The organism is uncultured Gilvimarinus sp. (genome assembly GCF_963972205.1).
Lineage (GTDB): Bacteria > Pseudomonadota > Gammaproteobacteria > Pseudomonadales > Cellvibrionaceae > Gilvimarinus > Gilvimarinus japonicus.
Map to the genome: position 1 here is coordinate 158,184 of NZ_CAXAUC010000001.1, position 22,403 is coordinate 180,586.

Annotated in this window: 20 protein-coding genes; 13 read left to right on the top strand and 7 right to left on the bottom strand. The window is 54.9% G+C overall.

Annotation, left to right across the window (positions count from 1 at the left end; genetic code table 11):
- The first annotated feature begins 4 nt into the window (after positions 1-4).
- The 9 genes from cobT to AACY82_RS00715 all read left to right on the top strand — a co-directional run bounded on the left by cobT (position 5) and on the right by AACY82_RS00715 (position 6,908).
- Positions 5-1,054 (top strand): nicotinate-nucleotide--dimethylbenzimidazole phosphoribosyltransferase, encoded by a 1,050-nt coding sequence (gene cobT, locus AACY82_RS00675; protein ID WP_339614832.1) that lies wholly within the window; start codon positions 5-7, stop codon positions 1,052-1,054.
- Positions 1,044-1,631: an alpha-ribazole phosphatase family protein gene (gene cobC, locus AACY82_RS00680; protein WP_339614833.1), complete on the top strand. Its 588-nt coding sequence runs from the start codon at positions 1,044-1,046 to the stop codon at positions 1,629-1,631. The genes cobT and cobC overlap by 11 nt, the downstream gene beginning before the upstream one ends.
- 3 nt (positions 1,632-1,634) lie before the next feature.
- Positions 1,635-2,447 carry an adenosylcobinamide-GDP ribazoletransferase gene (locus AACY82_RS00685; RefSeq protein WP_339614834.1) on the top strand — a complete coding sequence of 271 codons (813 nt, stop codon included), beginning with the start codon at positions 1,635-1,637 and terminating at the stop codon, positions 2,445-2,447.
- Positions 2,441-3,379 (top strand): adenosylcobinamide-phosphate synthase CbiB, encoded by a 939-nt coding sequence (cbiB, locus tag AACY82_RS00690; RefSeq protein WP_339614835.1) that lies wholly within the window; start codon positions 2,441-2,443, stop codon positions 3,377-3,379. Before AACY82_RS00685 ends, cbiB begins: the two co-directional genes overlap by 7 nt.
- The gene (locus AACY82_RS00695; protein WP_339615585.1) at positions 3,372-4,427 is read left to right on the top strand and encodes an aminotransferase class I/II-fold pyridoxal phosphate-dependent enzyme; all 1,056 of its coding nucleotides are present in this window, start codon (positions 3,372-3,374) and stop codon (positions 4,425-4,427) included. Before cbiB ends, AACY82_RS00695 begins: the two co-directional genes overlap by 8 nt.
- 3 nt (positions 4,428-4,430) lie before the next feature.
- Complete coding sequence (locus tag AACY82_RS00700) at positions 4,431-5,363, top strand: cobalamin-binding protein (protein WP_339614836.1); 933 nt, start codon at positions 4,431-4,433, stop codon at positions 5,361-5,363.
- 106 nt (positions 5,364-5,469) lie between these two features.
- Positions 5,470-6,327: a glutathione-dependent disulfide-bond oxidoreductase gene (gene yghU, locus AACY82_RS00705; RefSeq protein WP_339614837.1), complete on the top strand. Its 858-nt coding sequence runs from the start codon at positions 5,470-5,472 to the stop codon at positions 6,325-6,327.
- A gap of 28 nt (positions 6,328-6,355) precedes the next feature.
- A complete protein-coding gene (locus tag AACY82_RS00710) occupies positions 6,356-6,706 on the top strand; it encodes a hypothetical protein (protein ID WP_339614838.1) in 351 nt (116 codons plus the stop codon).
- A gap of 16 nt (positions 6,707-6,722) precedes the next feature.
- The gene (locus AACY82_RS00715; RefSeq protein ID WP_339614839.1) at positions 6,723-6,908 is read left to right on the top strand and encodes a hypothetical protein; all 186 of its coding nucleotides are present in this window, start codon (positions 6,723-6,725) and stop codon (positions 6,906-6,908) included.
- Positions 6,909-7,018: 110 nt separating this feature from the next.
- Here the strand turns inward: AACY82_RS00715 and AACY82_RS00720 are convergent, their stop codons facing one another.
- Complete coding sequence (locus tag AACY82_RS00720; RefSeq protein WP_339614840.1) at positions 7,019-10,387, bottom strand: LamG-like jellyroll fold domain-containing protein; 3,369 nt, start codon at positions 10,385-10,387, stop codon at positions 7,019-7,021.
- A 338-nt stretch (positions 10,388-10,725) separates the two neighbouring features.
- On the opposite strand from AACY82_RS00720, the gene AACY82_RS00725 reads away from it, so the two are divergent.
- Positions 10,726-13,494, top strand: coding sequence for a TonB-dependent receptor (locus AACY82_RS00725; protein ID WP_339614841.1), 2,769 nt, complete (start codon positions 10,726-10,728; stop codon positions 13,492-13,494).
- A gap of 251 nt (positions 13,495-13,745) precedes the next feature.
- Here AACY82_RS00725 and AACY82_RS00730 read toward each other — a convergent pair whose 3' ends face one another.
- From AACY82_RS00730 to purM, 4 genes are read right to left on the bottom strand one after another with little or no spacing between them, the layout of a single operon-like run.
- Positions 13,746-14,228, bottom strand: a complete 483-nt coding sequence (locus AACY82_RS00730; protein ID WP_339614842.1) for a peptidylprolyl isomerase — start codon at positions 14,226-14,228, stop codon at positions 13,746-13,748.
- A 59-nt stretch (positions 14,229-14,287) separates the two neighbouring features.
- Positions 14,288-15,034 (bottom strand): DUF3108 domain-containing protein, encoded by a 747-nt coding sequence (locus tag AACY82_RS00735; protein WP_339614843.1) that lies wholly within the window; start codon positions 15,032-15,034, stop codon positions 14,288-14,290.
- A 15-nt stretch (positions 15,035-15,049) separates the two neighbouring features.
- Entirely contained in the window at positions 15,050-15,700 is a 651-nt protein-coding gene (gene purN / locus AACY82_RS00740) for a phosphoribosylglycinamide formyltransferase (RefSeq protein ID WP_339615586.1), read from the bottom strand.
- An 8-nt stretch (positions 15,701-15,708) separates the two neighbouring features.
- Positions 15,709-16,761, bottom strand: a complete 1,053-nt coding sequence (purM, locus tag AACY82_RS00745) for a phosphoribosylformylglycinamidine cyclo-ligase (protein WP_339614844.1) — start codon at positions 16,759-16,761, stop codon at positions 15,709-15,711.
- 243 nt (positions 16,762-17,004) lie between these two features.
- On the opposite strand from purM, the gene AACY82_RS00750 reads away from it, so the two are divergent.
- The 3 genes from AACY82_RS00750 to AACY82_RS00760 all read left to right on the top strand — a co-directional run bounded on the left by AACY82_RS00750 (position 17,005) and on the right by AACY82_RS00760 (position 20,828).
- Positions 17,005-18,111: a DUF2066 domain-containing protein gene (locus tag AACY82_RS00750; RefSeq protein ID WP_339614845.1), complete on the top strand. Its 1,107-nt coding sequence runs from the start codon at positions 17,005-17,007 to the stop codon at positions 18,109-18,111.
- 9 nt (positions 18,112-18,120) lie between these two features.
- On the top strand, positions 18,121-18,831 hold the full coding sequence (gene hda, locus AACY82_RS00755) for a DnaA regulatory inactivator Hda (RefSeq protein WP_339614846.1): 711 nt from the start codon (positions 18,121-18,123) through the stop codon (positions 18,829-18,831).
- 197 nt (positions 18,832-19,028) lie between these two features.
- On the top strand, positions 19,029-20,828 hold the full coding sequence (locus AACY82_RS00760; RefSeq protein ID WP_339614847.1) for a glycoside hydrolase family 9 protein: 1,800 nt from the start codon (positions 19,029-19,031) through the stop codon (positions 20,826-20,828).
- Positions 20,829-20,895: 67 nt separating this feature from the next.
- Here the strand turns inward: AACY82_RS00760 and AACY82_RS00765 are convergent, their stop codons facing one another.
- Both AACY82_RS00765 and AACY82_RS00770 read right to left on the bottom strand, forming a co-directional pair.
- Positions 20,896-21,585, bottom strand: a complete 690-nt coding sequence (locus AACY82_RS00765) for an MBL fold metallo-hydrolase (protein ID WP_339614848.1) — start codon at positions 21,583-21,585, stop codon at positions 20,896-20,898.
- Positions 21,586-21,595: 10 nt separating this feature from the next.
- A complete protein-coding gene (locus tag AACY82_RS00770; protein WP_339614849.1) occupies positions 21,596-22,402 on the bottom strand; it encodes a sulfite exporter TauE/SafE family protein in 807 nt (268 codons plus the stop codon).
- Between the last annotated feature and the right edge of the window lies 1 nt (position 22,403).

Consider the following 22,403-nt stretch of genomic DNA (forward strand, 5'->3'; position numbering starts at 1 on the left):
TGTTATGACAACTGCAACAATACCCGATTGGGTCAACCACGTTATCACCGGGCCTAGCGCTAGCGCTGAAGCCGAGGCCCGTGCTCATCAAACACAACTGACTAAGCCTGCCGGTTCGCTGGGGCGGCTTGAGTCATTGGCGGTCGCTTTTGCCGGGTTCCAAGGGTGCGTTAAACCCACATTAGAGCGAATTGTTATTCGCGTATTTGCCGCCGACCACGGCATTGCCGCGCAAGGCACCTCGGCCTACCCGCAAGAAGTAACCGCGCAAATGCTGGCCAATTTTTGCCACGGCGGCGCGGCGGTATCAGTATTAGCCGGGTTGCTTGATGCGGATTTTCGCGCGGTTAACCTAGGTTGTGTGGGTAAAGTGGCGCCCCATAAAAATCTTATCGATAACACCATTGCCTCGGCTACTGTCGATTTTTCATCGGCACCGGCGATGACGGCGGAGCAACTCAGCGCGGCCTTAAATGCCGGTTTTACACAGGCGCAGTCGGGCGATTTATTTATTGGCGGCGAGATGGGTATTGGTAACACCACCTCTGCGGCGGCTTTGCTTGCCGCGTTGTTTCACTTGGCACCAGAGGCTATTACCGGTAAAGGCACCGGCATTGATGAGGCCACTTTAGCCCGTAAGACCCAGCTGATTGGCAAAGCGCTAAAGCTGCACCGAGATCAGTTAACAAACCCCGCAGCAATATTGCAGCGCTTGGGCGGCTTTGAAATTGCGGCCTTGGTCGGCGCCTATATTGGCAGTGCCCAGCAGGGTGTGCCGGTGTTGGTCGATGGGTTTATCAGCACTGCGGCAGCGGCTATTGCTGTGGCCCTGCAGCCAACCCTTGCGCCTTGGCTGTTGTACGCGCACTTATCGAACGAATCTGGCCACAAATTAGCGCTTGATAAACTAAATGCCCAACCTATTTTAGCGCTGGATATGCGCTTGGGTGAGGGCAGTGGGGCCGCATTGGCCGCCGGTGTTGTTCGTCAGGCATTGGCACTACACAACACCATGGCCACCTTTGCCGATGCCGGTGTGAGCCATGCAGATTGATTTGCTGCGCCATGGCGAGTGCGAGGGCGGAGCAATTTTTCGCGGCTCAATGGATGTAGCGCTTAACGAGAAAGGTTGGCAACAAATGCAAAACGGTTTGGCCGAGTTAAATGCCGGTTGGAGCCGCATTGTCAGCTCGCCGCTGATTCGTTGTGCCCGGTTTGCCGAGGCGCTGGCCAACAATACCGGCTTGCCCCTCGAGAGGCAAAACGACGTGCGCGAGATTTGCTTTGGCGAGTGGGAAGGGCAATCAGTCGAGCGTATTTGGCGCGAACAATCCCAGCTGTGCAACGCCTGGAGCCGCGCCCCCGATACCACAACGCCGCCCGGCGGCGAGCCGTTTACGCAGTTTCGCGCTCGCGTGTTAAAGGCTTTAACGACACTTGAGCAACACTATCCACAAGAGCGCTTGCTGATGGTGACACACGGCGGCGTGATTAAACTGCTGTTAACCGAGGCCTTGGGCACAGGGGCTGCGGGAATGATGCAGTTGAATATCGGTTATGGTTTTAGCACAACAATTACTGTTACTAATGGCGAGTTGATGCACGAGCCATTCGGTAAAGGTCAGGTTTAAGGTATGTCGCAAAATGCACGGGTAGGCGCGCTACAAGCCATGTTGTACGCCTTGATGTTTTTAACCCGGTTGCCGGTAGGCCGCTGGCTGAATGATGTCGACGAGCAAACCGCTAAACGCGCGGTATTGTTTTATCCGCTGGTGGGCTTGGTGATCGGGTGTTTGCTGACCCTGGCCGCTGGGGTATTAATGCCGTTAGGTGCGCCCTTGGCAGCCGCGTTAGTGTTAGTGTTGTGGGTGGCGGTTACCGGTGCGCTGCACCTTGATGGTTTAGCCGATTGCATGGATGCCTACTACGCCGGCCATAAATGTGTCGATGCAACACAGCGGCGCGAGAAAATTTTAACCGTGATGCATGACCCCGCATGTGGCGCGGTGGCGCTGGTATCGTTGGTGTTACTGTTATTGGTTAAATGGGCAGCTTTGTCGGCGTTGTTTACCCTTGCTGCAGGTTCATCAACACTTGTTATCTTGCCAATCTTTATTGCACTTGTTATTTCTGCGGTATTGGCGCGCACTATTATTTTACCTTTTATGGCGTTAAACGATTACGCCCGTCAGGATGGTGCGGCCTCTGTGAATGACGCCACCCATAAGCAGGTTTACTGGGCGATTGCGTTGGTTGTTTTTGCGCTGTGCGGGCTATTGGCCGGGGTGTTAACGGCATCCGCATTGTTGTTGGCATTAGTTGTATTAATGTTGTACTGGGCGCAATTGTGGCGCCGCCAAATTGGTGGCTACACTGGCGATTGCTTGGGCGCCTTGGTAGAGCTTGCCGAAGCGCTTACGTTAATTGTACTGGTGGCCTTGTGGTAACGGCCCTTGCGCTATTGCTTGGGGTGTCGCTCGATTACCGTTTGGGTGAGCCGGCGCGTTTTCACCCGTTGGTGGGTTTTGGTTATTGCGCCGATAAAATAGAGCGGCGTTTTAACCGAGAGGGTAATGGGTCGCGTTTGATGGGTGTGTTGGCGTTATTGCTGTGTATTTTACCGGCGCTTTTGGCCAGTAGTTACTTGTGGTGGTGGCTGCTAAACACTTACTCGCTATTGACGATTGTGGCCGGTGGTGTCGGTTTGTATTTTACTCTCGGCTGGCGCAGCTTAATTCAACATGTGGCGGCCGTGCAGGCCGCGCTTGAAACACCAGATTTGGAAAAAGCCCGCACGGCGGTGGCGCGTATCGTCAGCCGCGATTGCGAACAGGCCGATACGTTACAAGTGCGCCGTGCAGCGCTTGAGTCACTGCTTGAGAATAGCGCCGATGCGGTGGTGGCACCGCTGTTTTGGTTCGCCGTGGCAGGTTTGCCCGGTGCGATTGTGTACCGCTTAAGCAATACCTTAGACGCTATGTGGGGCTACAAAAATAACCGTTTTTGGCATTTTGGTTGGGCGGCGGCTCGCTGGGATGATGCGCTCAATTTTTTACCGGCGCGCTTAACAGCATTGGCGTTTGCCGCTGTAGGTGATGCGGCCGGGGCCCTACAAAACTGGCGCAAAAGCGCGGGCCATTGGGCCAGCCCGAATGCCGGCCCGGTTATCAGCGCGGGCGCTGGCGCTTTGCAGTTAAGTTTGGGCGGCGGGGCTTTTTACCATAAGCGTTGGCACGATAAGCCCGCAACGGCCGGAGCGCCGCCAGGGTCTGATGCCATACCGCGCGCGCTAGGTTTAGTGAGCCGGGCATTGATCTTGGTGGTTATTGTGCTCGTGTTGCTGGCGCTATTAATAAATAGAGTCGCGCTTGATGTTTGATGAGTTTGCCCCAGCGTTACCCCATGGCGGCGATTTAACCTACGCCAGTGCGGTTTTTGGCGAGCCGGATGAACCCTGGCAAGATTTATCGACCGGTATTAGCCCTTGGGGTTACCGGGTGATTAATATTCCCTCGCATGTTTGGCGCGACTTGCCCGGTGCCAATACGCTGTTGTGCAAGGCCGCCGCCGAGTATTACCAATCGCGCCCGGAGTTTGTGGTGCCCGTGCCAGGCAGCCAGTTTGCGCTGGGCCAGTTGCCGTTGTTATTGCCACCCGCCGCAGTGGCCCTGCCAGTTATTGGTTACGCCGAGCATGCAAAAGCGTGGCAGCAAGCAGGGCACCAGATTGTGTTTTACGATGCTATCGCCCAATTGTGCCAACTTGCCGAGCAAGCCACGGTTACTCACGCGGTGGTGATTAACCCTAACAACCCCACGGGCGAGGTCTGCCCGCTTAATACGCTAGAGTTTTTACACAGTATTTTGCCTGGCGTTGTATTGGTGGATGAGGCTTTTATCGATGCACTCGCACTGCCAAGCGCCGTTATATTACTGCCCAGCCTTCCGCGTTTGTGTGTGTTGCGCTCGGTGGGTAAATTTTTTGGGTTGGCTGGGGTAAGGCTTGGGTTTTTGCTTAACAGCGCAGAGCTGGCCGAGCCGTTGCGACAAACATTACCGCCGTGGGCTATTAGCCACCCAGCGCAGTGGTTGGGTGAGCGGGCGCTTAATGATCGCGCTTGGCAGCTGGCCCAGCGGTTGCGGGTGCGCGACGCGCAGCAACAGTTGTTAACGCTGCTGCAGCGGTTTGTAGGTGCTCAGTGTACCTTAGCCGGCGGCGGCTTATTTGTTACCTTGCGTGGGCCGTGGCACACGCTGAGGCATTTGTACCAACGTTTAGCCGAGCAGGGTATTTATACCCGTTGGTGCCATTGGCCCGAGCCCACCGGGGCCACCGTTAATGCCGATGCCTGGTTGCGTTTCGGCTTGCCCACCGATGGCGGCACGCGTTTAGCGCGTGTGTTAACCACCATCACGTTAGAGGAGTAGTTTGTGAGCGATATTTTTGCTGGCCGTTGCGGTAAGCGCTGGAGTGTTTTGGCACTGATGTTTTGGCTTGGCGCTATTGCGGGTGCGGCTTGCGCCGCGCCTATTGAGGTGACCGATGCGCGGGGTAAGCTGATTACCCTTAACGCACCGGCTGAACGAATTGTCGCGCTGGCGCCGCACTTGGTGGAGAACGCCTACAGTGCCGGGGCGGGCGGTAAATTAGTGGCGGCGGTTAGCTACAGTGATTATCCGCCTGCGGCCCAAAAACTGCCTGAGGTTGGCACCTACAAAACCGTCAGCTTAGAGTCGGTGTTAGCGCTTAAACCCGACTTGGTACTGGCCTGGTCGTCCGGTAACGGTTTAACCGCTGCTAATCAGCTAGAGCGGCTGGGTATTACCGTGTACGTCGATGAGCCGCGCACACTTGACGATATTGCCCGCGAAGTGCGCACTATTGGGCTTTTAGCAGGCACTGCGCAAGTGGCTAATAAAACCGCTGATGCGTGGCTTGCGCGCTTACAAAAGTTGCGCGAGGCTCACCATAGCAGCAAAGCCGTATCGGTGTTTTACCAAGTCTGGAACCAACCGTTGCAAACCCTTAACGGTGAGCATTTAGTGAGCGATGTGATTCGCTTGTGTGGTGGTCGCAACGCGTTTGCCGATGCCGTATCGCTGGCGCCAAAAATTAATGCAGAGTCGGTACTGGGGCGCAACCCCGATGTGATTGTCGCCAGCGGCATGGGTGAGGAGCGCCCAGAGTGGTTGGACGAGTGGAAACAGTACCCGGCGTTAACGGCGGTTGCCAATAACCATTTGTTTTTTGTGCCGCCGGATATTATTCAGCGACATACGTTGCGTATATTGGATGGTGCCGAGTTGATGTGTCAGCGGCTTGACCAGGCGCGTGCTCAAATCACTGTTTCTGAGCACCCATAATGCCGACTATTAGACACGCGGATTTGAAAAACTTGGTTAGCCTCTGTTGCTATAACCTGATACGCGTTATGGTACTTCAGCATCGTTAATCAGTCAGGAGCTTAGTATGAGTGATGAGTATACCCCACCCAAAGTGTGGTCCTTCGACAGCGAAAGTGGCGGCACCTGGGCCAAATTAAATCGCCCCGTCGCGGGAGCCACCTTTGAGCGCGAGTTACCCAAAGGCAAACACCCGTTGCAGTTACACTCTCTGGCAACCCCTAACGGGCAAAAAGTCACCATTATGCTCGAAGAGCTATTGGCCCTGGGCGAAACGGGCGCCGAGTATGATGCCTACTTAATTGATATAGGTGAGGGCGATCAATTCTCGTCCGGTTTTGTCGATGTAAACCCCAACTCTAAAATCCCTGCGCTGCTCGATTGCTCGGGCGCTACGCCCCAGCGTGTGTTTGAATCGGGCGCTATTTTATTGTATCTAGCGGAAAAATTTGGTCAGTTGTTGCCCGCTGATGCCAGCGCGCGCACCGAGGCGCTTAATTGGCTGTTTTGGCTACAGGGCTCGGCGCCGTATTTGGGCGGTGGCTTTGGGCATTTTTACGCCTATGCCCCTGAGAAGTTCGAGTACCCGATTAATCGTTTTACCATGGAGACAAAACGTCAGCTGGATGTGCTAGATAAGCAGCTTGCCAGCAACCGCTATTTGGCGGGCGACACTTATAGCATCGCCGATATTGCCACCTGGCCTTGGTATGGCGGCTTGGTGTTGGGCGCCTTGTACGATGCCGGTGAATTTTTAGATGTGACAAGTTACACCCATGTACGCCGCTGGGCGCAAGAGATACTTGAGCGCGATGCGGTGCAGCGGGGCCGCATTGTGAATCGCCCGTGGGGCGAGCCTTGGGAGCAATTACGCGAGCGGCATAACGCGGCCGATATTGATAACGTTTTAAAACTCAAGCCCTAGGGCGTGAGTTTTTGGCCGGGGTATAAACATGCGAGTATCAGCTTTAGTGTTACTGGGATTGTTGCAAGGGGTGTTGCTCTCGGGTTGTGCGAGCGCCCATGAGATAAGCCTTGTGGGCGGGCAGGAGTACGTTGTTCCGGACGAGAAGCTATGGGTGATTAAAAACACCCCGGTGGCATCGTGCCGGGTTTGTACCGCTGACGTTTACATCAAAGGTGAGCTAAGCAATGTTGAGATTGCCGGTGTGATTTTTCACGGCGAGTTTGATTTTTCTGTTAGCGCTGAGCATCATGGGGCGATCAAGATCTACCCTGGCGCACGGGTGTGGTTAGGTGATACCCGCCGTGAATTGCTGGTCAATGAAGAAGCGTTACCTTAACGATAGGGTTGCCTAAATGACCAACGTTGTTCCGTTTAAACGCCCCAGCCCGAAGCAAAAGCACAAGGGTAAGACTTTGTGTAAAAGCGGTTTTCATAGGTGGCAGGTGGTTACCAGTCAGCAGTTTGATACCAAGCAGGGGAAGCTGGTCACACGCTATAAGTGTGAGCGCTGCGGTAAAGAGAAAGTCGAGGCGCATTAGCGCGAGCCCGGCGGAAAAAACTGCGATGGGGGTTTCTTTAATTTATCTTTAACGCCACAAAAAAACGCCCCGAAGGGCGTTTAATCTGTACTTTTAACAAGGCGTTGGTGTTACATACTGCCTTCTTGATAGAGCGTGGTGACGTCTTCGGCCGAGATTGGCTCATCAAAAATCTTCAGCTCGTCCATCATGCCGGTGTAAGGCGTATCCCAAAAGTTAACACCAATGCCAAACTGCGTGGTAGCGGCAGGGGTGAATACGTCGGGGAAGTTGGCACCTGCGAAGGTTTCAACACCGTTTAAGTAAAGTTTAAGGTTGCCAGCATTGTTGACCGCGACAAAGTGCGTCCAGCTTTTGGCCGGAATTTGACTGCCGGTATCGCCGTCGTACCAAGCGGTGCCTGACCAGAGCATGGTGTTGCCATCGCCGGGGCCAAAGGGAACCACGCTAATCCAGCTTGCATCGGTTGCCGCGCCAAAAAAGGCGGGGGTAAACTGCGCTAAGACGTTAGGGTTTAACCACATCGAGATACTGTAGGTGCTGTCGGTAATCAAGTTGTTGGGCAACTTAACACCGGCGGTGCCGTCGAGCATCAGGGCTTTACCGACTACGCCATCTAAAAAGTTTACCACGCCGCCAGTGTTACCCAGGCGGTCGGCGGTGGCGGTGCCCATACCAAAGTTACCGGTGCTGTCGGCCAGGTCTTCTTCAAAGCTGAAGGTGGCGACGGGCTCAGGTGGTGCCAGCGAGCTAACGGTGGCGACAAAGGTTTTGCTGGTTGCCTGGCCATCAAGATTGATCGCGGCGGTTAGAGTGACATCGACATTGCTCGATTCGCGGCCGGGGCGGATGACTACACCTGTGTCAGCATCAATGGCGATCACCGACGGGTCGGACGAGCTCCAGTTAATGGCTGAGGCGTAAGGCCCGGTTACCGGCAGGTACAAATCGTCTTGCACAGCGCTGATATCGCCCAAGTCGAGAATCTGCTCGGCCGAGGCCAACAGCTCGGAGGACGGCAGTTTGTCGATGTCGAGTGCTTTAATTTCGCCACCGGCGAGCGCCGCTTCGTAGATGTTGAGTTCGTCGATCAGGCCGTTAAAGGGAATATCCCAGTAGTTAACGCCGAGGGCAAAGGTGCCTTCGTTGTCGCTGAAAAAGTCGCTAAGGTTGCCCGCCGAGAATTTTTCTTCGCCATTGATAAACACTTTAACCAGTCCGCGCTTCACCGAGAAGGCAACGTGCGACCAGGCCATCTCGGGGATGCGTTCGCCGGTAGTGCCATCAAGCCACGCCTCAGAGCCGCTCCAGAACATGGTGTTGCCATCCCAGCCTTGCGGTAAGAGGTTAATCCAGTTGTTGGAGAATGGATTGCCGGCATCGTCTTGCTGAATATTTACCGCGCCAAAAAACGCTGGCGTAAAGCCGGTAATAACGTTGGGATTAACCCAGAAAGACACTGTGTACTCATAATTGTTGATTAGGCCCTGGGGCAATAACACCCCATTGCTGCCATCGAGCGACAGCGCCTGTCCGTCGTGACCGCTGCTAAAGTCCACCATGCCTGTGTTAAACACGCGATCACCAGTGGCAGAACCGGCGGCAAAGTTACCTAAGGTTTCGCTGAGGTCGCCCTCAAAGTCAAACGCGGCGACCCGGTTAAAGGTTTGGCGCTCGGGCACAACAATGTCAAACGCTTGGCTGCTGCTGGCGCCCTGACGCGAGACGGTGGCGGTTAAGCGCACGCTCTGGTCGCCATCACCGGCATTGGGACGAATCACGGTGCCATCGGTTTTAATAACGCGGCCGTTGTCACTGCTCCAGCTAATGGTGCTGCCACGAGTGCCCACAGTAGGTAAATTGATCGCTTCGCCTTTAAAGTTTTCTGGCAGGCTCAAATCGTCCAGTACCGCTTGTATGACTTGAGCATTATCCAGCTCGGGTTGTTGTACACCCCAAATGGTGGCGCCATCGCCGTTTAGTGCGCTAAATACCGGCGTTAGGGTTTCGCTCGGCGCATCCCACTGCCACCGCATAACACCTTCGTAAGAGGTGTCACCGTCGATAAACACGGTAATGCGGTTTGGCTCGTTGTCGTATAAGCGGTAATAGCCGGTTATGTCGCCGGTAATTTCACGGTTGTCGGTGAGGGTAATGGCGACCGATTGTTTTGCTTCGCGGTTGATGTCTTTGCCGAGGTTAATAAATTTGTAATCGCCGACAATATCGCCCGCATCGACAATGCTATCGCCTTCAATCGGGGCGTAGCGCTCGGGTGAGGCAATTAACCAGCCGTCGGCATTAACAAACATTTCGTGTACACGAATCGCATGGCCTTCACCACGGTTGGGAAAGCGCGTGTGGGTAATTAAAAAGTGTTGCCCGGTGGCTTCGTCGTAATAGGCCGAGTTGTGTCCCGGTGCCAAGTAGCCACGACTTGCGCTGGCGTCGCCGGTGTAGGCGTTAAAGTTAAAGCCGCCCATCAGTTTTACGCCATAGGGTTCAATACTGTCCCAACCACCACGGGCGGCGGCTATGTCGTTGCCAGCGGCATCAAGGTAAGGGCCGTCTGGAGTGCGTGAGCGGGCAATGCGAATATTGTAGCCATCGGTCGAGACAAAACCGCCGAACGAGGCAAACAAATAATAGTAATCTGACTCGGGGCTATAGAGTACGTAGCTGCCTTCTATCGAGCTGTGATCACCACCGGTTAAGTGCTTGCCGTAACCTTGGTTGGGTTTGGGCATGGCGGTGGCTTCGTCCATTTCTAAAATAAAGATGCCGCCAGCGTAAGAGCCGTAGGTCATCCACAATTGGCCGTTTTTGTCGTAAAAGGTATCTGGATCAATGGTGTTGGGGTTAACAAAGCCGTTGTAGCTTTCCATGTCACCCACGCCAAAACCGGCATCAATCTCGGCGTCGCTTTGGCCCGAGCGCAAAAAGATTCCCAAGTCGCTGTAGGGGCCGAGAATGTCGTCCGCGACGGCCACCCCTAAATAAGAGCGAGGAGCATCGCATTCGCCGGTATCGGGATTGGTGCAGTGGTTGTAGTAAAAGTAGTAGTGGTCGTCACTTAACTGAATAACGTCCGATGCCCACGAGCCGGCGTAACCACCGGTCCATTCAATGCCTTCGGCCACTTCGATGTCGTAATTGCTAAACAGTGGGTTGGCGGCAAAGTCGGGGGTTTCTAAATTGATGCCCGGGGCGACTTGCTCCCAGGTGACCAAGTCGGTCGATTTAGCCGCGGCCAAATGTGACCCGACTACATAAAAGGTACCGTCGTTGGTGCGAATCACCGAGGGGTCGTGTACCGGAATGTCGTTGTAGGCAATAGCGCTGGCGTCGACGGTAGGGTCGGCGGCTGTTTCGGTGTCGGGTACCAGTTGCGCGGGTGCTTCTTTGCGATCACTGGAGCCGCCGCAGCCATATAGGGCGATGACGCCGCTCATAACCAGTGCGAGATTATTCAGTTTCATTGGGTTACCCCTTTCATATTTATATTTATATCAACGGGTTTTCGTAGGCGCCGGCCGGTATTTGTTTACTGACGGCGTTACAAAATCATCATTACCTTTATTATGGTAATACAATATTATTAATATTTGTAGGAAAATTTATGGCAATGAGTTGGATTTAGGCGATATGGTGTGCCAGAAAGGTGTTATTGGAGGTGTTTTGGTCGAGTTGACCATATCTGTTGTTTGTGTTGACTTAAAATAAGTCATACAATATTATCAGATCTTAATCAGTATAACCCGCCTCGATCGTGCTAACGCTGAGGCTCTAATAACTCTAATGAAGGGGATTCTCACCCATGTTTAAGCGCTCTGTATTAAGCAGTGCTGTGGCTTTGGTTACGGCCGTTCAGGCTCACTCTATTTACGCACAAGACGATAGCGAGGCTTTACTCGAAGAGGTTGTGGTTACCGGTATTCGCGGCAGCCTAACCGAGGCGATCGAGCTCAAGCGGGAAAACATTCAAATTGTTGACTCTATTGTCGCGGAAGATATTGGTAAGTTTCCCGATAACAACGTCGTTGAGGCGCTGCAGCGGGTCACCGGTGTGCAGGTTACCGGCCGTGGCGCGGGTGAAGTGAACGCTGTGACGATTCGTGGCTTGGGTGATGTTTCTACCACGGTGAACGGCCGTGAGATTTTCACCTCTACCGGCCGCTCGGTGGCGTTGGCCGATATCCCCGCCAGCTTGCTGAACCGCGCCGATGTTTATAAAACCCGCTCGGCCGAACAGATCGAAGGCGGCATTGCTGGCCAGATTAATGTTTTGACCAATCGCCCGTTTAATTTTGACGATTCCAAATTTGTCGTCGCGGCGCGGGGTATTTATCAGAGCAACTCGGAAGAGATCGACCCGAATATCAGTATGTTGCTGAGTGATCGCTGGGACACCAGCGCCGGTGAGTTTGGCGCGTTGGTGAATATCTCGTACGCCGAAACCAATTATCGCGACGAGAATATTTGGATCGGTTCGCTCGACCCGTATCGCTACGACGATTTCTCGCGTATTTCGGGCGATTATTATCAGGTGGGTACCGTTGAGGGGATTCCCTCACAGCCGGGCTCTAGCCTGAACGTTAACGGCCAAAACGTAGAGTATTATTTGCTGCGTGACGCGATGGGGATGACTGATTTTACCGGTCACCGTGAGCGCCCGGCGGCGAACGTCTCGTTGCAGTGGGCCCCAAATGATACCTCCGAGTATTTGTTTGAAGCCTTTTATAATGGCTATCGCAACGAGAGCTTTAACAACTTAGTGTTTATTAATACCAACGGTGCCAGCCACTTCCGTAACCCCGATTTTTACGATGGCACCAACGTTATTAAAACCAATTACATTAATAACGCTAGCATGTTCACCAGTGGTGATGGCAGCAGTGGCGATACCGACAGTTTTGTCTATGCCTTGGGTGGTAACTGGAACATTGGTGACAGTTTAACCCTTGAATCTGAAGTGACCTACCAAACCAGCGTTTACGAGCGCTCATTCCAAGCGTTGCAAACGTCGGCCATGCGCGACCGCTTAGTGGTGGATTTTAACTACGATGATGGTTTGCCGTTGGTGGCGTTTTTGGATGATGCCACCACCGCCAACGTGGATGAAAGCGTGTTAACCAACCCCGCCGATTGGCAGATGTCGAACTTTTTTGACAACAGTGGTCGCGATGAGGGTGATGCCATTACCTGGACGATGGACGGCGACTATACCACCGGCTGGGGTTTTATCGAGCGCTTAAGCTTTGGTGTGCGCTACGATGTGCGCAGCGCTTTGTCGCGCTCGCGGGATCAAAGCTCTGGTGCCTGTAGCATGGATGGCAACCCCTGTAATATTGCCGATATCGCAGGCCTTGGGAGTGTTACGCAAGATGATTTTCTGGATAACGAAGCTAATGTACCCAACCAGTGGTTGGTGGCCGACGGTTATTTTTTATCTGATAACGCCGAGCTAATGCGCGGCCTGTACGGTTTGCAATCGGGCGGCTCGGACTTCTTAGATGCCAGCACCTTTGATATCGAAGAGACCACCGCGGCGGCTTACTTTCAAGCCGACTACGCCTTTGAGTTGGGCAGCCAGATTATCGACGGTCAAATTGGTGTGCGGGTGGTAGATACCGACAGCGAGCTGAGCTTTAACGAGTCGGCGGCAACACAAGTTAACTCTAACAGCAGCTCGACCGAAGTGTTGCCTAACTTTATGGTGCGCTACGAAATTACCGAAAATTTAATGGCGCGTTTGTCTTACGGTAAATCTATCCGCAAGCCTGATTTCGGCCAGCTAAACCCCACCATGAGCCTGACCCCACCGGCGGACTTTACCAATGCCGAATACGGTTTTGCCAACAGCGGCAACCCCAATTTAAAAGCGGTGGAGTCGATCAACACTGACCTGTCGCTGGAGTGGTACTTTGCCCCCAGTAGTAGCTTGTACGGGGTGTTGTTTTCGCGCGACATCGATGGCTTTGTGTTTACCGCCAGTAAGGCGATTGAGGTTACCGATAACCCAGATCCTGAGTTAAATGCGAAGTATGTGTTGTCGCAACCGTCTAACGCCGGTAAAGGTAAGCTCAACGGTATCGAGCTGGGCTTTCAGTACTTTCCCGATAATGTCCCTGAGTGGCTGCAGGGCGCCGGGGTGCAGGCGAGCTACACAAAAATCGATGGCGAAACCAACGACCCTATTTTTGGCCCCGACACTGACGACGGCCCGGGCGAGTTAATCGGCTATGAGACTAAGCCGTTAATTGGTGTGTCCGACTCTAGCTACAGCGTGGTGCTAGCGTACGAGAAAGCCGGCTTTGATGCGCGTTTGTCCTATGTTTGGCGCGATGATTTTTTGCGTGGTTACAATGCAAATTTTGCCATGCCCGCAGGCGATTACTCTAAGCCCGAAGCCAATATGGACTTTCAGTTAAGTTACGACGTGACTGAGTCGTTGATGGTGACCTTTGATGCTACCAACCTAACCGGTGAAGTGTATCGCGGTTATTACACCGACCCTTACCTGTACAACAACGGCGCGTCTATTTTTAGTAAAACCTACGCGTTGGGTGTGCGTTACTCAATGTAGGTATTGCATCAGTAAACAGTTTTCAGGGGGCTTCGGCTCCCTTTTTTGTGTCTGTTGGTTAAATAAACGAGGCGCACATTGGCGAGTTTTCAGCGCTGACAACGGAGTGCGAAGACACAAGCTTGCGCTGCGCCGTGATGGGTATTGGGGCGAGTAAGCGAGCGGGTAGCGAAGTAGGGGCTTGATATTATGGCGTGGGGTAGCTAGCGGGTAGGAGTCGGGGCCGGCCGGTAGCCGGCCCCGGAGCGGTATTAGTGCTCGTGACCACCGGCACCGTGAGCGTGGCCGTGGGTTTTTTCTTCTTCGGTCGCTTCGCGAATGTCGGTAATCTCAACATCAAAGTTCAGATCGACGCCCGCCAGTGGGTGGTTGGCATCGACGGTAACCATGTCGCCGTTAACCGCCGCGATAGTCACAACTTGTGTACCGTTTTCGGTTTGCGCGTGAAACTCCATGCCTTCTTCGACTTTATCAACGCCGGTAAACATGTTTGCTGGCAGCTCTTGCATCATGGCGTCGTTGCGCTCGCCGTAAGCTTCGGCGGCAGGAACAGCCACTTGCAGCTTGTCGCCAACTTGCTTGCCAACAAGCTCTTTTTCCAAACCTGGGATGATGTTGCCGGCACCGTGCAAGTACGCCAGCGGCTCGCGGCCGTCGGACGAATCGAGCACCTTGCCATCTTTATCCGTCAGGGTGTAATGGAAGCTGGCAACGCAGTTGTCAGAAATAGTCATAAAATAACCTTTGCTTTTGATGAGTGAACTGTGACGTTTCACCTGCCTCGCAGGCCGTCTTAATTAAATGACGAGATTTTCTTTCCGTCGATCTCGGCCTCGTCGATGTTGATGGTGTACACATCGCCGTCTTCTTCTTGCTGCATACGCACTAACAGGTAACTATATTTGGGCGCCATCCAGGCGTAGGTAATACGGTCGCTGTCTTTGCGGGTGCGTTTAATTTTTACTGTGTCAATTTGCCCTAAGGGCGTTTTTAAGCGCTCGTTGCCGACAATGGCAAACTGGTACTCTTTGATCTTACCGCCATCGGCTATGGTGTAGGCTAGGTTTTCAGTTTTGCCGGCGATTAAGTCGCGCTGCAACTGGATCTGAAAGCTCACCTTATCCTGTGTGCCCAGTGGAACATTCATCTTCCAGGGGTTGTCGTTAATATCGTTAACGACTTTGCGTTTTTCCCAGTCAAAGGTAACACGCGCCTCGCGGTCGCGGCCTAGGCCCGATCGATCGTAGGTGTAAAGCTGTGGTTGTAACAGCTGGTCTTCGGGCGAGCTAAAAATGCTTACCTCTTCAATACTGGCCACTAGCGAGTCGGCAAAAAAGCGCAGCTTGTGGCGGTTGTCATCCAGCGGTATTAGCTCGTGGGTGACGGTGACGGTCATACCGTACACCGATGATTTATAGATGTTGCGAAATTGATTGGGCGCCGCCGCGTCGTTGGCGGCAATTGCCTGTGGTAACCAGCAGCTTGCTGCTAGTGTCGCCCCTGTGAGTAAACTCAGGGTAATACGTTTAAGTCGTGTCATAAATCCCTTACGCCGTTATGAGTTCCTTACTTGGTAACCGCTGGACGGCAAAGGTTCACCGTCAAGCAGTACCTGATTCGCGCTCATGGCTAGACGCCCTTCACAAAACCAGCGCACCGCCATGGGGTAGATAATATGCTCTTGCTGCTGTACGCGCGCCGCCAGTGTCTCGGCGTCGTCGGTGGCAAGTACCGGGACTACCGCCTGAATAGCCGCCGGGCCGCCGTCTAGCTCGGCAGTGACAAAGTGTACTGTGACACCGTGCTCGGCATCGCCGGCATCCAGCGCTCGCTGGTGCGTGTGCAGCCCTTGGTATTTGGGTAGCAGCGACGGGTGGATGTTAAGCATCCGCCCGGCAAAGTGTGTGGTAAAAACCGGGGTTAAAATCCGCATAAAGCCGGCCAGAACCACCAGCTGCGGCTGCAGCGCATCGAGCTGTGCAATTAATGCCTGGTCAAATGCGTCGCGGGTATCGTAGCCTTTGTGGTCGAGCGTGATCGCTTGAATACCGGCGTTTTGCGCGCGCTCTAGGCCGCGCACACCTGGACGGTTGCTGATCACCGCGACAATATCGATAGGCAGCTCGCCACTTTTCTGGCCGTCAATTAAGGCCTGCAAGTTGCTGCCGCTGCCCGAGATAAGTACCGCGACCCGTGTTTTAGCCATTGTCATGCTTAGCGTAAACCATCCAGTTGTACTTGCTCTTCACCCTTGGCAGCGTCGGCGATGTGGCCCACTAGCAGCGCTTGCTCGCCGGCAGCTTGTAGTTGGGTGATGGCCTCGTCGGCGCGCTCGGCGGGTACGGCGATGATCATACCGATACCGCAGTTAAAGGTGCGGTACATCTCGCGTGCGTCGACATTGCCCGCCGCTTGCAGCCACTGGAATACCGGCGGTAGTTGCCAAGCGTTGGTGTCGATTACCGCTTTGGCGTTGTCGGGCAGAACCCGGGGGATGTTCTCCAGCAGGCCACCACCGGTAATGTGCGATAACGCGTGCACAGGCATCGACTTGATCAGCTCGAGCAGCGGTTTAACGTAAATGCGAGTAGGGGCCATTAGCGCATCGGCTAAGCTCTGGCCGCCGCAATCTTGTTGTAAGTCGGCGCCGGAGACGTCAATGATTTTGCGGATCAGTGAGTAACCGTTAGAGTGCGGCCCGCTGGAGGTAATACCGATAAGCGCGTCGCCCGAGCTGACTTTGCTGCCATCGATGATCTCGGACTTTTCTACCACGCCGACACAAAAGCCGGCTAAATCGTAATCTTCGCCTTCGTACATGCCCGGCATTTCGGCGGTTTCACCACCGACCAGTGCGCAACCGGCCAGTTCGCAGCCGGCACCAATGCCGGTTACTACGTCCGAGGCAACATCCACATTAAGTTTGCCGGTGGCGTAGTAGTCGAGAAAAAACAGCGGCTCGGCGCCGGCCACGATCAGGTCGTTGACGCACATGCCGACCAGGTCAATACCAATAGTGTCGTGTTTGCCCAGGTCCATCGCTAAGCGCAGCTTGGTGCCTACGCCATCGGTGCCCGATACCAGCACTGGCTGGCGGTAGCCCTCGGGCAGCTCGCACAGAGCGCCAAAGCCACCAAGGCCGGCCATGACTTCTGGGCGACGGGTGCGCTTGGCAACACCTTTAATACGCTCTACCAACGCGTTACCGGCATCGATGTCTACACCAGCGTCTTTATAACTTAACGATTGCGGGGTTTTCTCGCTCATAGCGGCCTAGGGTCTCTCGTGCTGTGCGCCGGCCTCGACTACCGGAGGGCGTCAATGGGTGGGGCGCCGGGTCTGAAAGGCGCACATTCTAGCAGTTAATAGTGCTTAATTGCAGGTAAAGGCGGCGATATTTCACAGACAGATCCATTTTATTGCCACTATCATCGCTACACGCTGATAACGACAAGAAAAGCGCGGCATTGCCTGTTACAATGCGCGAGCTTCATTGTCAGAGTTCGGCAGTTGGGAGACGAGACGCTGATTATTCGATATTTATTATTCATCTGCGCCCTGGCGCTGGCCGGCACGGCAAGTGCCGACAAAGTGGTCGATCTCTACAGCGCCGAGGCGCTGGTTAAATCGCAATCTGAGGCGCAGCGCGGCGCGGCCGCCAAGCAGGCACTGGCCGACACGCTCGTGCGCGTGTCTGGGTCGAGCGCTATTGCCGATAACCCTGTGGTGCGCCAAGCGTTGGTGCGCGCTCAGGATTACGTCTACGAGTACAGCTACGTTTCTACCGATGAAACCCTAGAGACGCTCGATGGCAGTGAAGTTGCCGCGTCGCGCTTGCAGCTTAAGTTTTCTCCGCCTTTGGTCGAGCAGTTACTGCGCGATGCCAACCTGGCGTTTTGGCCCGCCAATCGCCCTACGGTATTGGTGTGGCTCGTGGCTAATACGCCCTCGGGCCGCGATGTGGTGAGTGATTTACCTGCTATGACCGTATTGCGCGATCGCGCGCAAGAGCGCGGTTTACCCCTGATGATCCCGCTGTTTGATTTGGAGGATCACCTCGCCATGCCCGCCGATGCGCTGTGGCAAATCCAAGAGCGACAAATTCGCGAGGCGTCCGAGCGCTATCGCGCCGACGCCATCGTGGTGGTGCGTGCCAGTGAGTTATCGGGCGAGCGCTGGCGGGCCGATTGGCAATTAATGCATGACGATGGTGCCCCCAGTTTTGACTCGGAAGGTGACTCCCTAAAGGCATTGCTGCCCGCGGTCATCGATACCGTCGCCGATCATTTTGCCGCGCGGTACGCCATTAGCCCCACCGAGGCGGGCGATGCCAATGTCGTGTTGCAAGTGAATAACGTTGCCAGCTTTGCCGATTATAAAAAGGTCGAGAATTATTTGTCGCAGTTGGCCTTGGTGCGGCGCACACAACTGGCTAATTTGAACACCGATGGTTTGACGTTAAAGTTGGCCACCGAGGGTGATATAGCTCGGTTGCAAAACACCTTATCGCTGGGCGGCGTATTGGTGCCGGCCTCCGACAGCGTTAGTTTGCCGACCAATCGCTATCTTGTGCCGGGCACGGCCAGTGCGCCCTTGCAGTATCGTCTGGCACCTTGAGGACGCCCTATGTCAACTCCGCAACAGCTGTCATTAGGCGTCAGCTTAAAAGACGACGCCACCTTCGATAACTTTTACGCCCCCGCAGGCTCTGGCAACGAGCAAGTGATTCGCGCTTTGCGCGAGCAAGTTGAGGGGCAGGGCGAGCACTTTTTGTATTTGTGGGGCGCCAGCGGCGTGGGCCTAACCCATTTATTGCAGGCCAGTTGCCACAATGCGGAGTCGCGCCGTTTGGCTGTGCAATACCTTCCTTTGCGCGAGATGACCGGCTTTGCACCCGAGGCATTGCTGGAAGGCTTAGAAGAGCTGGATATGGTTTGCCTTGACGGGCTGGAGTCGGTGGCTGGCGACCCTACCTGGGAGCGTGCGCTGTTTAATTTGTACAACGCCCTGCGCGATGCGGGCCGCTTGCTACTGGTTGCCGCACCGCAAAACCCCCGTGAGCTGAATATCCAGCTGCCCGATTTGCGCTCGCGTTTGCAGTGGGGCGTTATCCTTAAAGTGCAACCGCTGGACGATACCGACAAACAGCAGGCGTTAATGCGCCGTGCCCGCGAGCGCGGTATGGAGCTAAACGAAGAGGTAGCCAGCTATATCGTGCAGCGGGTACCGCGCGATATGAACCAGCTGTTTTGCTACCTGCATCGGCTCGATCACGCCTCGTTGGCCGAGCAGCGTAAACTGACCATCCCGTTTGTGAAAAAAACGTTGGGATTATAGTTTTTACGGGGGACGGTTGACGGAAAACTGGGCACGAGTGTGTAGGCTACTGTTATTTTCCGTGCGCCATTTCCCGTTCCTCGTACCCCATCCCCCGTACTCCGGTTTAACCATTCTTTGCGAACCCTAATATAGTCTGGCCCTTACTTCGCGCTACACTCCGTGGCGTAAAACAACAATATAACGAGGAAGAGCCCATGAAGACCTTTAGCCCCCATGCCCTGGCGGTTGCCTGCTGCGCTTGTTTAGCGCTTGCCGCGTGCGGCAGCAATAACGCCTCTGATCAAACCATCAATAGCAGTGTCTCGTTGCCGGTAAGCTCGGCGCCCGATGCCGGCAGTTCGTCTAGCGTAATAAATACCAGCGATCGTATTTTGTTAAATCAGGTGGGGTTTGCCGCTGCCGGGCCCAAAGTGGCACTTATCCCGCAGGTTAACGCCGCGACTTTCAGCGTGATTAATGTGGCCACTGGCGCCGAGGTGGCCAGTGGTGAAATCGGCGCTTATCAGCAGTGGCCCTACGCCAGCGGCCCCGTCGCCCAGGCTGATTTTAGTGAGCTTGATGCGCCGGGTGAGTATTTGGTGCGTGTGGCGGGCCTGGCCGACTCAGATACGTTTGTGGTGGCCGAAGACCCTTACCGCGAGTTGAACAAAGCGGTGATTAAAGCCTATTACTTTAACCGCGCCAGCACCGCGCTCGAGCCGCAATACGCCGGTGATTGGGCCCGCGCCGGTGGCCACCCGGATACCGAGGTGCGGATTCACCCCTCGGCGGCAAGCGCGGCGCGCCCGGCCGAGAGTGTGATTAGCTCGCCCAAAGGTTGGTACGACGCGGGTGATTATGGCAAGTACATTGTTAACTCGGGTATCTCGACCTACACCTTGCTCGCGGCGCTGGAGCATTACCCCGAGCTGTACGCCCAGCGCGAGCTAAATATCCCCGAAAGTGGCGACAACGTACCCGACCTGTTGGATGAAACCCTGTGGAATGTGGACTGGATGTTAACCATGCAAGACCCGGCCGATGGCGGTGTCTACCACAAGTTAACCACTAAGAATTTTGTCGGCAAAGTGATGCCGGCCGACACTCACGAGCCGCGTTACGTGGTGCAAAAGGGCACGGCTGCGACATTAAATTTTGCCGCGGTCATGGCCGCAGCCAGCCGGGTGCTGGAGCCTTACGACGCCGCCCGTGCAAGCGAGCTGCTAACGGCCGCCGAGCGGGCCTGGCAGTGGGCCGGGCAAAACCCCAGCACGGCTTATGAGCAACCCGATGACGTTAGCACCGGCGCCTATGGTGACGGCGAGTTCTCCGATGAGTTTGCCTGGGCCGCCGCCGAGCTCTACATAAGCACCGGTAACGATGATTATTATCAGGCGATTAAGGCTGAGGCTATCGGCAATCAGGTGCCCAGTTGGTCGCAATCGTTGGGCTTGGCGTGGATGTCGCTGGCCGCTCACGCCGATACCTTAACCGCTGTTGCCGACAAAGCGCTGATTAATCAGCGCGTTACAGAGTTGGCCGACACGATCTTGGCCGCCGGTAACGAGTCGGCCTACGGCGTATCGATGACGCGGCCTGATTTTGTTTGGGGCAGCAACGGCGTGGCCATGAACCGCGCCATGATGTTGGTGCAGGCCTATCGCCTTACCGGCGAGCAAAACTATATGGCGGGCGCGCAAGCGCTGTTGGATTACGTTTTGGGCCGCAACCCCACCGAGTACAGTTTTGTCACAGGCTTTGGTGCGCGGCCGCCTATGGATATTCACCACCGTCCATCGGTAGCCGATAATGTGGTTGCGCCGGTGCCGGGCTTTTTGGCTGGCGGCCCCTACAGCGGCCAGCAAGACGATTGTGACTATCCCTCAGATTTACCCGCCGAGTCATACGTCGATCACTGGTGCAGTTATTCCACCAACGAGATCACTATTAACTGGAATGCGCCTTTGGTGTATGTAAGTGGGGCGTTGGAGGCTTATTATTCGGTAAATGATTGACGGAGAACGGGTAACGGGGGCCGGGGAACGGAATTTCGTCCCCCGTTCCCCTTATACCGTGCGCCGTCTACACTTCCCCACAAGCCTGGTTCGCCGGCACCGCCACGTCCATCATTTTGGGATTGGGCAAATCCAGCGAGTTCATTAAGTCCACGTACTCTTCCACGTCTTTGACTTGCAGGCGCGGGTTGTGGGCGCTTTCTTCGCCGATGGTGCTGACCATCCAGCCTTTGTAGTCGTGGCCGGGGTAGACCCAGGTGTCGGCGGGCAGCGTTAACAAATTGCTGAACAAACTCTGGTACTGATCCCGCGCATTGCCGTTTTGAAAGTCGGTGCGTCCGGTGCCGCGAATTAATAGGGTATCGCCGGTAAACACATAGGTCTCGCCGTCTTGCTCCAGCATAAAGGTGTAAGAGTCGTCGGTGTGGCCCGGTGTGTAGAGGGTTTTTAATTTCAGCCCGCCCACGGTTAAGGTATCGCTATCGCGGTAGGTGCCATTGGCGCAGTCGGCTTTGGATTGCTCGCCCACTCGGGTTTCGCAGCCGGTTAGCTCGCGCAATTTACCCAGTGCCGTAATATGGTCGGCGTGGGTGTGGGTATCTATGGCCAGCACCAGCTTTAATTCCAACTCGGTTAACAAGGTGATGTAGCTGTCGGTGTTTTCTATCACCGGATCAATCAACACGGCCTGGCTGTTATCGGCTAATAAGTAGGTGTAGGTGCTGGATGTTTTGTCGAATAATTGTCTAAAAAGCATCGTTAATTCCTCACGAAAATAAACTTACGATTGAAATGGCCACCAGAGATACGGCAAATACTTTTTGCTTTATTACGTGGTTAATTTTGCCGCTGACCCATTGGCCCAGCATCATGCCCGCAATGCCGCCAGCGGCTATTTGCCCGAGCATACTCACGTCTAAGGCGCCGCCCATTTGCCAGTAGCTAACAAACCCCGCGCTGCTGATCACGGCAATAATTACCAGCGATGTCGCCACTGCCTGGGCCATACCAATGCGGCTTAAAAACAGCAGTAAGGGCACAATCAAAAAGCCGCCGCCCACGCCAAACAACCCCGACAGTAAACCCACCAACAAGCCGCCCAGCGCCAGCCCGGCCATACAGCGCGGGCGCAGTTGAAACTGGCCTGTGGGGCTTAAGCGGCATAGCGGCCCTTCAAGGGCATAGTCGCCCGGATTGGCGCGGGTGACCTTGGCGTCTTCTGGCGAGCGCACGGCGCTGATAAACATGCGCGCGGCGATAATCAACGCCAGTAGATTAAACCCGGCTAACAGCGCGGTTTCCGGCAGTCGCTGCGCGAGCCATTGCCCTAAGGGGGCGCTGATGACACCGCCTGCGCCCAGCACTAAGGCGGGCACCCATAAAATGCGCCGACTGCCCCGATTGCGCAGGCTGCCGTACAAGGCGCTGGCTGCCACTGCGGCCAGAGCAATGCCAGAGGCTTGTTGCATGGGCAGTTGCAGCAGAATTATCAGCAGGGGTACGGCAAATACCGAGCCCCCCGCGCCGGTCAGGCCCAAAACCAGCCCAATGACAACGCCAATGGTCGGGGTCATT